Origin of the sequence: Streptomyces lancefieldiae (assembly GCF_031845825.1) — a bacterium.
Lineage (GTDB): Bacteria > Actinomycetota > Actinomycetes > Streptomycetales > Streptomycetaceae > Streptomyces > Streptomyces lancefieldiae.
In genome coordinates this window covers 1-9965 of the sequence record NZ_JAVRFH010000107.1, presented here as the reverse complement: position 1 = coordinate 9965, position 9965 = coordinate 1, and the positions used below count along the sequence as shown (strand labels likewise).

The window sequence follows — 9965 nt, the reverse complement described above, 5'->3', positions numbered from 1 at the left end:
GTCCTGGAACGGTACGGCTGCCAACTGCCCTGACTCCGCCGAGCCCGCCCGGCCACCGGCCCCGTCCGAAGGCGGCCGGACGGGGCCCGCGGGCCCTCCTCACCGAAGGGACGTCACATCGTGGTGGACTATGACCGGTTCGTCGTCGACGACGGGCGGCATGAGCCGCAGATCGTCATCTACGAGGACGCCTCCGCGGCTGCCGGCGAGGCCCAGCACCGGGCACTGTGCTCGTGCGGCCGACTGCCTCCCCACCGCCCAGGTACACCGCAGCAGGCGTGGGCGGCGTATGCCGCTCACGCCCGGCGCTGCCTCGGGCCCGCGTCGCAGCCCGCGTCCCGGGTATCGCTCGGCATGCGGGTCACCCTGCTGTTCCTGGGCTGCATGGTGCTGTGGGGTGCCGGATGGACCGCCGCCGTCTCGGTCGCGAACACCCTGGACCTTGCCGGTGGGGCGGACCTGGCGGTGCGTGCGGCCGGGCTGCTGGTCGGCTTCGCATCTGCCGGCCTGCTCATGCTCGCGATGCGCCGGTTCATCGCGCCGATGCGTGCCGATGGCTGACGCGGCCGCTCCCTACGACGGCACCGCGGCCAGCTGGGCGTCACCGGTCTCCCACGCCGCCTCGCTGACCACGATCGGCCCGTGCTTGCGCTCCAGGTCGTTGTAGGCGCTCCGTCCCGACCCTTCGTTCTGGTATCCGGCCCACCGGGTCAGGTCCTTGCGGGTGAGCTCGACGCCCGCCTTCTGGTGCGCCAGGTATATCCGCTCGGCCCGCTGCCTCTTGCTCTCGTTCGCCGGAGCAGGCCCCAGCTCAATCGTCGGCGGCGGAGCAGCGGCATCATCACCCTCGTCGGGGCCCTCCTCATCTTCTTCGGGGCCCTCCTCGTCTTCGGCCTCGTCCACGTTGGCCTGGCCCCCGGCCGGGTGGCCGGCCTGCCCCGTGTCGGGCTCGCGCCGCTCGAGGGGGTCTTCATCTTCGGCTGCTTCGACTTCCTGATCCGCGGGGGTGTCGCCGGCAAAGAGGTCCTCACGCGGGTGCTCGAGCAGCGTCTCCTCCGCGGACTCGGCGCCGGCTCGCGCGTCCGCCGGCGGGCACTGCGCACGCTCGTGCTCGGCGGCATCCTCCGGCTCGGGCGACGCCGAGGCGAAGGCCGGCGACAGGGCAGGCGGATGGCCGGCCGGCACCTTCTCCAGCACGACCCCCGGCGTGGTAGGCGTGGTAGGCGTGGTGGGCGCGGACTGCTCGGCCAGGTCCTCCCGCTCCGGACGGCGCAGCTCTGCTGCCGGGCGGACGGCGTATCCCAGACGGCTGCGGCGCAACGGCCGCAGCTCCTCGCGCGTGGCCTTCCTCCGCCAACGCCAGCCGTAGGCGTCCCGCAACTCCCGGCGGTAGTCCAGCTTCTCCTGGTACAGCGCCAGCGCCACCTCGTACGAGGAGATCGTGCTCGGCCACAGCTTCCTGCTGCGCCAGATCAACCAGGTCGACCAGGGGGCGAGAAGCCACCGGCCCAGTGAGAGCGCATAATCCTCCCGCCCTTCCTCGCGCGCCGTCGCGATGGCGATCGCATGCCGGACCGCCTCGGTGATCGCGATGAACAGCAAGGGAATCGCCGCATGCATAAATGATGCAAGTATGTCCGGGTAAGACGAGAACGCGTTGAATGCAACCGTTGCCACGGTCAGCAGCCAGGCGATGTGCCGCAGCAGCGGATACCGCAAGTCGACCCAGGTCAGGGCAAGATCGAGGGCGAGCATCGTGATGATGCCAATATCGATCCCAAGGGGAAAAATCGCGGCAAACCAGCCGAAACCCTTCTCCTCGGCGAGGTCGCGTACGGCCGTGTAGGAGCCGACGAAGCCGGTCAGGGCGATCAGCAGGGACCCGAACCCGATAATCCCGAAGGTGATGCGGCGGCCACGTGTCCACACGACTCGGCGGCGGCCGCCCCCGACCGCCCCCGCCTTCCCGAGATCGGCGGTGATCGTCATGGACCCATGCCCCCTTCGTCGTGCCCGTGCGCTCGGCGCTGTCGCCTATAGAGGTGCGATCAGCCGCCGCCGTGTGACATTCCGCCCTCCGCGGTTCGGTGATCGCGCTTCTGAATCTGAACGGTAGGAGCGCCTGGCCCGGCTCATCCACCGTGATCAGGGCCCTTGCTCGCGCCGTGACCTGGTCGTTGCTTTCGACCTGCTCCCCGATACCTCATCGAACCGAGGGGGCGACTCGCATAGGCTCCAAGATCCCGACATATGCCGGGGCAGAACGACACCGGGAGCTGCCGTGATGACCGTGCTGACCACGACCGTCGCCCTTCTCGCCGGCGCCCTGGCCGGCACCGCCACCCGCCCGCTGCTGTTCACCAGGACCGTGCCCACCGGCGCACCGCTCCGGCACGCCTGCCCCTCGTGTGACGCACCAGCCCCAACGGCCATCCGGCTCCTCGCACCGCCCCGAGGCCGCTGTGCGTCATGCCGCACGCCTTGGTACCCGGCCCGCGGCCTCCCCGAGGCCATGACCGCGCTCGCCTTCGCCCTCGTCGCCGCCACCGGCCTGACGGGCTGGCTGGCCGCCGCGCATTACTGGGTCGCCGCCTGCGGCACCGCGCTCATCCTGATCGACGCCAAAGTGCACAGGCTCCCCACCCTCCTCACCGTTCCCGCCTTCGCCGGAACGATCACCCTGCTGGCAGCCGCAGGAGTGGCCGGAGAACCCGGCAGCTTCGCCCGTTGTCTTGCAGCCGCCGCCGCGCTCGGCTCCGCGTTCGCCCTCATGACCTTCGGCGGCATCGGACTCGGCGATGTGAAGCTCGCCCCCACCCTCGGGGCCCTGCTCGGCTGGCACAACTGGGCCACCGTGCTCGTCGGCACCTTCGCGATGTTCGCCCTCGGCGCCACAGTGAACCTGCTCCAGGGACGCACCCGCGGTCGCATCGCCTTCGGCCCGTACATGATCATTGGTGCGCTCGGTGTGTCGGTCTGCGTGTCGTAGTCCTCCGTCCACGGGCAGAACGTCACTCGGTTCGTGACCCGGCCCGCCGGGTCGCCGCTCCCGTAGCCAGCGGGACAGCCGATCGTTAACCGGCCGCGGCCACCTGACCGCGCGCGAGATTAGGCAGCTGCATGAGCACCACCGAACCGAAGACCGGGGCATGGTCTGCCGGTATGTCGCAGGACAAGTTGGCCTGGTACGCCCTTCAGGATTCGCACGAGGAAGTACGCCTCGGCCCGAACGGCCCACTGATGCCCAAGCTGCTGGCCGTACTCCTCGCCGCTGGCCTCCCCCTGGTCAAGGCCGGGTACCCCATGCGCATCCGCGAAGCACACGGCTGGCGGATGCCCCTGCACCAGGACGCCCGAACGGTCGAAGTCCACATGCCGGACGAAGACGAACCCCTGCTCACACTGGCGGGCAACGTGCCACCGCGCTGGAACTACCTCGCGAACAAGGTGGGATACGTCGTCTTGTAAGTGTCCGACGACCTCGGGCTGCCGCTCCGCGGCGGCGCAGGAACTTCAGCGTCAGCTGATGGCTGCGGCCGAACGAGACCGGTTCGTGGCGGCCTCGATCGCCTACAGCACCCTCTGACTGCGGCGCTCGCGACCGGGATACTCAACTACGGAGCGACTTCTGACGCAGCGGGAAGCGGGTCGGCATCGCCTACTTGCGGACTATTTGGGCTTCATTCAGCGGCATCCACTTCTCGCATGCAGACAGGAGAGGTACGCTCCACTGGACCTGTGGGTAACCCGTACGACAGTGGCCCGCCTCCCCCTGTTATGGGCGGGGGGAGACGGGCCATTCGTCGTGTCGGGACAGGATCAGAAAAGGTCGAACTCAGCCCTCTTTACAGCAGTGATGAACCCGCCGAAGGCTCCGGGGCTGAGTAGTAGCACGGCCCCTTCAGGATTCTTCGAGTCACGGACGGCGATGCCGGAGTGTGTCGGGGTTACGTCGGCGCACTCGACGCACTGCCCCTCGCTGCTTCCGCTGTAGGTCGACTTCTGCCACACAGCTTCCTTGAGCTGGCTCGCAGAGAGACCGGTGTTTGTGGTCACGCGTACAGTCCTTCCAGGTACTTTTCCAGACGTTCCCGTGATTCGTCCACGGGAAGGGCGATGGAGGAGATCAGGTCGAATTCCTCTTCCATCCAGGAGACCGCCTCCGGCTCCTCGGTGTGGGTGCCACCCATGGGGTTGTCCAGACTTCCAACAGGCACCCAGGGGTGGCGGAACGACAGCAGCGTGAGGGGGCCTTTGGTTACGAACGCCGGATGCGCTGTGAGAGGGACGAGCTGCAATGTCACGTTCGGCATCTCAGTGGCATCGATGAGCTTGCGGATCTGATCGCGCATGACCGCCGGGCCGCTGTCGAATTTCGCATGCAGGGCAGGTTCCGGAACCAGCGCGTGCAGCTTCGCCGGCCTCTCGTCACGAGTCAGGATCCCCTGGCGAGCCATGCGGATGGAGACCAGCATCTCGGCTCGCTCAGCGGTGAGGTTATTGGCTGCTCGGGTCAGAATCTCTCGCACGTAGCCAGCCGATTGAAGTGGCGCTGGCACCACAACAGGGTGGTGGATGCGGATGGATTCTGCCTCTGCTTCCAGCTCAATGAAGTCATGGTAGGCCTGGCCAATCCTCCCGGCGTACGGCGCCCACCAGCCACCGCCCAGTGGTTTCTCGGCAACGCGAGCCACCTCCTCAACGGCGGGTTCATCGTCAACTCCGATCAACCGGCACAGCTTGCGTACGTTGTCCGCAGAGATGCGGTACTGGCCTCGCTGCACCCGGCTCAGGTGGGTCTGGTCCCACCCCATGGCTCTCGCCGCGTCGGCGGCGGACATCATGGGCTCCCCCCAGCGGAGGAGCTGACCGCCAACTCTGCGCCGCCAGACGGTCGATGTCGCGCGCTTCTGCTTCATGGACGCAGTTTCGCACGTCGTCGACGGCGCTGACGATGGGCACCCCAGTTCTATCTCTTTGTGAATCCGACGCGCAGTCTTGCGCTTGGACCGCCAAAAGGAGCAAGCTAAGCGCAACGGGCGTGACCGAGTGTCAGGTCGCCGTTGCCGTACGACGTCACGCCTTAGTGCCGGCACCGGGGCTTCTCTCCCGACCGGCTGGACGGGCGGCTGTCTGCATCCCCCCTCGCGGACTGCCGTCCTTCGCCCCACCGAGGAAGCCGAGGCCCGCCATGCGCCAGAGCACCACCCGAAGGACGCAGACCTGGACGCACCGGGAGCGCGTTATCGACTCGCAGCTGCATCCCGACCAGATCCGTGTCCAGCCAGACCCGTTCGCGCCCCTCGCAGGTGCGCGGCGCGAGCACCTTGGACGGGTCGTCACGCAGATCCAGGCCAAGGGCCGGCTGCCGCGCGTATGCCTGTACGCGCTCTCTGTCAGAGGGCAGGAGCCGCAGCACTCCGTTCGCGCGGCAGCGGCCTACGCAGTGCGCCACTCCTGGCAGGTGGTGACGAGACAGCCCTATACGGACCGCCAGGGCCTGGCTGAACCCGCGTTACGCCCAGGTTGGCGCCTCGTGCGGCAGCAGATCCGAGCCGGGTACGCCGACGGAGTTGTGACGGTCACACCCTCCGTCATCAGCTCCCGGGTCGACGAGGTCCGGCAGGAAATCGACTGGTTCGGGCAGCACTTCGGGTTCATCGCCTTGGTCGTCCCTGAGATGACAAGGGCGCAGGTATGAGGACTTCAGCCTCCGGAACAGGGCACGCCGATGTCTCGGTACGCAGCAGCGATACAGCGGGCGCCAAGCTCGGTCACGCCAAGCTCGGCCGCAGCTTCCCCGAAACGGATGGCCAGTGCGCACTGGGACAGGCTCAGCGCCTGGATGACAGCTTCCAACTAAGACTTGCGCGTGCCCCCCTGTCCTGTGCGCCGCTGCCGGGATACTTGCTTGTCTGCGAACGCCGTCGTTCCATCACGGTGTCCCGCCAGCCCCGGCAGGATCCGCAGGCGCGGGCCCTGGCCTGTGCGGTAGGGAGTGCCGGCACCCTTCTACGTGGAAACGACGCAGCGGAACCCTGTGTCGTTGTCTTTCATGGTCGCATTGGCGGCGTTCTGAAGGGACGGAGCGGCGCGTTCGAACGGGGAGGTGAAGGCACTTCCCTTCAGGTGGTACCGGCCAGCGCCGGGCTCCTCCTCAGTGGAGCACCACTCCCACACGTTGCCGCACATGTCGAAGGCGCCGTATGGGCTGACGCCGGACTGGTAGCGGGACACGGGGGTCGTTGCGTCGATGCCAGCCTCGGCGGTATTCGCTTTAGCGGCGGTCGGCTCGTTGCCCCACGGGTAGACACGCCCTCGCGGGCCGCGTGCGGCCTTCTCCCACTGGCGCGCAGTGGGCAGCGATTTGCCAGCCCACTGCGCATACGCGTTGGCGTCGTGCCACGTCACCCACACCACGGGGTGGGTAGCCAAGACGACCGGGCAGTGCCCTCCGGGCCAGTGCTGCGGCGGCCGATGCCCAGTGGCCAGCACGAACTTCGCGTAGTCCTCATTCGATGTCGGGTAGATGTCGATGTGGAACGACTCCAGCCATACCGAACGGTTTTCGGGTCCGGCCAGGTAGATGCCTTCTTCGACGAGGGTCATCACCTTCCCGTCGACATGATGCCGGCGAGTACGCGGGTCTGTCCGCAGGAGTTCCTCGGCGCGTTCGTCGTGCTCGGCAGCGGCCCGCTCAGTCAGCAATGCGGCGAAGCGCTGCTGCACGACGGGCTGGGCCTGGGCGAGAAGCGTGTCGAGAGCCGCTTGATTGTCGAGTTCCAGCACGATGGTCTCGCCCCGTCCCTTCCATCGGGCGATCTGGCGGGAGTTGACGCCGACCAGCTCGGCGAACTCCTTCTGCTTCTTGCGCATGGCCTGGCACAGCAACTGGGCTTCGCGTCCGGTCCACCTGGTCACCCCCGTCATGGCCGCGTCCTACAGGCTCTCGCCGGGGATCGACAGGTACGTCTCTTGGAGTTGCCGCAGGGAAGGGTGTTCCACCGGGAACTCTGTGTCGTCGATCGCGGACAAGGGGCGGACGCCGACGGACGTATTCGTGGCGAAGGCGGCGGCCATGCCCTTGGCCTGATCCAAGGTGATGGTGGCGACGCGATGCTCGGCGTGCTGCCGAAGCAGGGCCATGGTGACGCCCGGCAGTACAGGGGCTGCCGGCCACACGACCGTGCTGTCCTGGTCTACGAACGCGACGTTCCACGTGCCGCCTTCCGACACGAGACCGTCCCGGCCAACGAAGAGGGCGTCGTCGAAGTCGGCACGTTGGGCCGCCCCGCGTGCGTGCAGGGCGCCGAACAGGCCGACGTGCTTCACCTCCGGCAGGTCCCGCTCGTACACGATGCTCTTGGCGCGCAGCGGTGGCGGGGGCAGAGCGCCAGCCTTGCGCACCGACACCAGGACGTGCGGGTCGTCGGCCGCTGCAGGGTGCCCCATCCCCGTCTTCGGGTCGAAGATCGTGACGCGGACGACGCACGGGCGCTGCTGGCTTTCCAGGGCGTGGCGGACGCACCACCGGACATGGTCAGTGTCCAGGTCCGCGTTCCAGACGATCTTGCAGTCACGTGCGAGGCGCTCCATATGCAGCGACAGGCCGCGGATGCTGCCGTCGTCGGAGACACGCATGGACGTGAAGTGCCCGATGTTCGTCAGTGCGAGGCCGAGCAAGTCGTCTGCGGCTACGGGCTTTCCATCAAGAGTTGCCATGCCGCCCAGCATGTCAGGGCCGGTCACCTCGGCGGCACCCCGGAGGGTGTTACTGACGGGTCAACGTCGTTTGAAAGTCATTCCCAAGTCATCACCGTCCGGTGTTCGCTGTTCACTGTGCGGACACGCATGGTGGTCCGCGCCACACAGCCTGTCCGGCGAAGCAACACCATTGCCAGCCGTACGAACCCCCACAGCATCGGCCTGGGAGGCCCCCCAGATGAGCTCCGCTATCGCTCACGCATCGGCCGTAGCGAAGCCGCTGCAACCCAGGTGCGGAGCGCCTGCAACGGCCCCAAGCCCGGTAGGCGCCGCCTGCTTGCCTCAGACGGCACACACAGCGCCACCGCGGCAGTTGGGGCAGGTGTGAAATGGTGATCAAGACCTGCCAAGCCAAGCTCCATGAAGCGAAGCCAGCTCCCCCAGCAACACAAAGCCTCGCCGCCATCGTCCAGACTTATCCAGTCCAGTTGCCTGGGCACCGCGCTGAGCGGCTCGCCAGGGTCAAGGGGCGCACAGCCCTGACGATGCTGAACTGGTCGGGCAGCGTGCCAACCGCAGTGCACGTCTTCACGGTGCTGGTGCACAACGCCATGCAGTATGGACAGCACGACACCTGCGCGTCGCCGCCAGTCCTGTACGGGTGCCTCAGCACCACAGAGGCGAAGCAACTGCTGATCGACGTCACGGACCCCAATCCGCGATTCCCCGACTTCGACAACGTCCGCGCGGGGGAGGGCGGCGGCTCCTTAGCCAGTCTGCTCCAGCAACAGCTGATCGTGGACCTCATCTGCGTCGTCGACAGCGAACGGCGCGGCAAGACGGTTAGGACAGTCCTCAGCGCCGAGGCGGTGTCTCCGTGACGACGCTGCGCCCTTCGCACCCGACACAATCCACCTCCTTCACGCACGACACCCCGGACGAACTGCCAGCACAGATCCCGGATGTGCGTCGCTTCCAATCCGCACTTGCGTTCCCCGCTGCACTGCAAGCTCTCCAGCCGGCGCGACACGAACTGCACAAACTGCTCTGCGACTCGGGCCTTGCACGGATCGCGGACACCGTTGCCCTGGCCGCCCATGAGCTGATGGCCAACGCGGTGACCCACGGATGCGCTGGCCTCCCGCCGGACACCACCCTCGGCGTGACGGCCACCTGCGACGGCCGACGTGTGCAGGTCAGGGTTCAGGACCCGTCGAACGGCCTACCCTGCGTTCGCCCCGAGACCAACGACCAGGAGGGCGGACGAGGCATGCTCCTCGTCGAGGCATTCGCCGACCGCTGGGGAGTCGACAAGCCGCCCAACGGAGACGCTGGGAAGAGCGTGTGGATGGAGCTCGACCTCTCACCGTCCGAGTGCGCGGAGATCTCATGAGCCTCATCGCCCCGGCGGCCGCGCGAATGTCCGCCACCGACTGTGACACGTGTGGCACCGTTCGAGTGCCGTCCCCCGAGTCCCCGCAGCTCTGCCTTTTGCCCCCGCAGGAGGCAGTCGACTACGAGTACTGGGCAAGACGGCTCGTGCACCCTGGGCTTCTTCGCGACGCGGTAGCTGTGGCACTGCACCGCCTCCCCCTTCTCGCGGTGCCCGCGGGCAAGGGCCGCCGCGGTGGCTACGTGAATCTGATCGATGCCAGCCTGGCCGAACTGGCCGCCCAGGCCCTCAACAGCCGTCCGGGCTTCAGCGACGTCGGCGTCGGCGGCTCGCACGTCACCTGGGGGGGAACCGGTGCCGAGAGGCCTTAGCCCCGACGACCGTCGTCGGTTCTTCGGTCTGCGCAAGCAGCCTCAGGACTTGCCCGGCCCCGTGCCGTCCACCACCGCCCCCATGCCGAGGCTGCTGTGACGGTCACCGGCTGGCTGATCACCCTCCCGATCCTGACTGCCATGGCCGCGCTCGTCCTGGTGGGCCCGAGAGCCAGTCACTGCATGCGGCAAGCACGTCAGCCTTCTTCGACTCCCACCAAGCCGAACCACTCCAGTCCGCCTCCGCCGAGAGAACCGTCGTGAACCCGCCCCCACCCTCGATGGGAAGCCACGCCATGCTGCAAGTCGTCTCGCCACCACCGCCCACAGAACTACCGCAGGCGCCTGCCCGGATCGTGCTGGGCGTCTACCTGCGTGGCCTGCGTAAGGCGAAAGGCGAAACGCTGGAGGCTGCGGCCCGCGTCGTAGGTCAGTCGGTCTCGGCCGTCAGCCGGTGGGAGCGCTCCGAGTCACCGATCTCCCCGTCCGCGTTACAG

The 9965-nt window shown here is 67.7% G+C and carries 13 protein-coding genes; 8 read left to right on the top strand and 5 right to left on the bottom strand.

What is annotated here, in order from left to right; all coding sequences use genetic code 11:
- Window positions 1-120 precede the first annotated feature (120 nt).
- On the top strand, window positions 121-561 hold the full coding sequence (locus tag RM812_RS39700) for a hypothetical protein (RefSeq protein ID WP_311585468.1): 441 nt from the start codon (window positions 121-123) through the stop codon (window positions 559-561).
- 12 nt (window positions 562-573) lie between these two features.
- Here the strand turns inward: RM812_RS39700 and RM812_RS39695 are convergent, their stop codons facing one another.
- Window positions 574-1989 carry a DUF2637 domain-containing protein gene (locus RM812_RS39695; protein WP_311585466.1) on the bottom strand — a complete coding sequence of 472 codons (1416 nt, stop codon included), beginning with the start codon at window positions 1987-1989 and terminating at the stop codon, window positions 574-576.
- Window positions 1990-2284: 295 nt separating this feature from the next.
- On the opposite strand from RM812_RS39695, the gene RM812_RS39690 reads away from it, so the two are divergent.
- The gene (locus RM812_RS39690) at window positions 2285-2989 is read left to right on the top strand and encodes a prepilin peptidase (RefSeq protein ID WP_311585464.1); all 705 of its coding nucleotides are present in this window, start codon (window positions 2285-2287) and stop codon (window positions 2987-2989) included.
- A gap of 173 nt (window positions 2990-3162) precedes the next feature.
- Window positions 3163-3468 carry a hypothetical protein gene (locus RM812_RS39685; RefSeq protein ID WP_311585462.1) on the top strand — a complete coding sequence of 102 codons (306 nt, stop codon included), beginning with the start codon at window positions 3163-3165 and terminating at the stop codon, window positions 3466-3468.
- Between the two features lie 351 nt (window positions 3469-3819).
- On the opposite strand, the gene RM812_RS39680 is transcribed toward RM812_RS39685, so the two are convergent.
- Together RM812_RS39680 and RM812_RS39675 are read right to left on the bottom strand one after the other, a co-directional pair.
- Window positions 3820-4056 (bottom strand): DUF397 domain-containing protein, encoded by a 237-nt coding sequence (locus RM812_RS39680; protein WP_311585460.1) that lies wholly within the window; start codon window positions 4054-4056, stop codon window positions 3820-3822.
- Complete coding sequence (locus RM812_RS39675) at window positions 4053-4919, bottom strand: helix-turn-helix domain-containing protein (protein WP_311585458.1); 867 nt, start codon at window positions 4917-4919, stop codon at window positions 4053-4055. The genes RM812_RS39680 and RM812_RS39675 overlap by 4 nt, the downstream gene beginning before the upstream one ends.
- Window positions 4920-5191: 272 nt before the next feature.
- On the opposite strand from RM812_RS39675, the gene RM812_RS39670 reads away from it, so the two are divergent.
- Window positions 5192-5701 (top strand): hypothetical protein, encoded by a 510-nt coding sequence (locus RM812_RS39670; RefSeq protein ID WP_311585456.1) that lies wholly within the window; start codon window positions 5192-5194, stop codon window positions 5699-5701.
- 311 nt (window positions 5702-6012) lie between these two features.
- Here the strand turns inward: RM812_RS39670 and RM812_RS39665 are convergent, their stop codons facing one another.
- The gene (locus RM812_RS39665; RefSeq protein WP_311585454.1) at window positions 6013-6930 is read right to left on the bottom strand and encodes an SUMF1/EgtB/PvdO family nonheme iron enzyme; all 918 of its coding nucleotides are present in this window, start codon (window positions 6928-6930) and stop codon (window positions 6013-6015) included.
- A 9-nt stretch (window positions 6931-6939) separates the two neighbouring features.
- Window positions 6940-7734: an aminotransferase class IV family protein gene (locus RM812_RS39660; RefSeq protein ID WP_311585452.1), complete on the bottom strand. Its 795-nt coding sequence runs from the start codon at window positions 7732-7734 to the stop codon at window positions 6940-6942.
- Between the two features lie 359 nt (window positions 7735-8093).
- Here RM812_RS39660 and RM812_RS39655 point away from each other — a divergent pair, with 359 nt between their 5' ends.
- From RM812_RS39655 to RM812_RS39640, 4 genes are all read left to right on the top strand, one after another.
- Window positions 8094-8585: a hypothetical protein gene (locus RM812_RS39655; protein WP_311585450.1), complete on the top strand. Its 492-nt coding sequence runs from the start codon at window positions 8094-8096 to the stop codon at window positions 8583-8585.
- Window positions 8582-9097, top strand: coding sequence for an ATP-binding protein (locus tag RM812_RS39650; protein WP_311585448.1), 516 nt, complete (start codon window positions 8582-8584; stop codon window positions 9095-9097). Before RM812_RS39655 ends, RM812_RS39650 begins: the two co-directional genes overlap by 4 nt.
- Window positions 9094-9468, top strand: coding sequence for a DUF6302 family protein (locus tag RM812_RS39645; protein ID WP_311585446.1), 375 nt, complete (start codon window positions 9094-9096; stop codon window positions 9466-9468). Before RM812_RS39650 ends, RM812_RS39645 begins: the two co-directional genes overlap by 4 nt.
- 296 nt (window positions 9469-9764) lie before the next feature.
- Window positions 9765-9965: helix-turn-helix domain-containing protein (locus RM812_RS39640; protein WP_311585444.1), on the top strand; the 201-nt coding region annotated here is incomplete at its 3' end.

What these genes read in the sequence shown, in the direction of transcription:
- RM812_RS39695 (WP_311585466.1), bottom strand. Translation starts at nt 1,989, where the DNA reads ATGACGATCACCGCCGATCTCGGGAAGGCGGGGGCGGTCGGGGGCGGC.
- RM812_RS39690 (WP_311585464.1), top strand. Translation starts at nt 2,285, where the DNA reads ATGACCGTGCTGACCACGACCGTCGCCCTTCTCGCCGGCGCCCTGGCC.
- RM812_RS39685 (WP_311585462.1), top strand. Translation starts at nt 3,163, where the DNA reads ATGTCGCAGGACAAGTTGGCCTGGTACGCCCTTCAGGATTCGCACGAG.
- RM812_RS39675 (WP_311585458.1), bottom strand. Translation starts at nt 4,919, where the DNA reads ATGAAGCAGAAGCGCGCGACATCGACCGTCTGGCGGCGCAGAGTTGGC.
- RM812_RS39670 (WP_311585456.1), top strand. Translation starts at nt 5,192, where the DNA reads ATGCGCCAGAGCACCACCCGAAGGACGCAGACCTGGACGCACCGGGAG.
- RM812_RS39665 (WP_311585454.1), bottom strand. Translation starts at nt 6,930, where the DNA reads ATGACGGGGGTGACCAGGTGGACCGGACGCGAAGCCCAGTTGCTGTGC.
- RM812_RS39660 (WP_311585452.1), bottom strand. Translation starts at nt 7,734, where the DNA reads ATGCTGGGCGGCATGGCAACTCTTGATGGAAAGCCCGTAGCCGCAGAC.
- RM812_RS39655 (WP_311585450.1), top strand. Translation starts at nt 8,094, where the DNA reads ATGGTGATCAAGACCTGCCAAGCCAAGCTCCATGAAGCGAAGCCAGCT.
- RM812_RS39645 (WP_311585446.1), top strand. Translation starts at nt 9,094, where the DNA reads ATGAGCCTCATCGCCCCGGCGGCCGCGCGAATGTCCGCCACCGACTGT.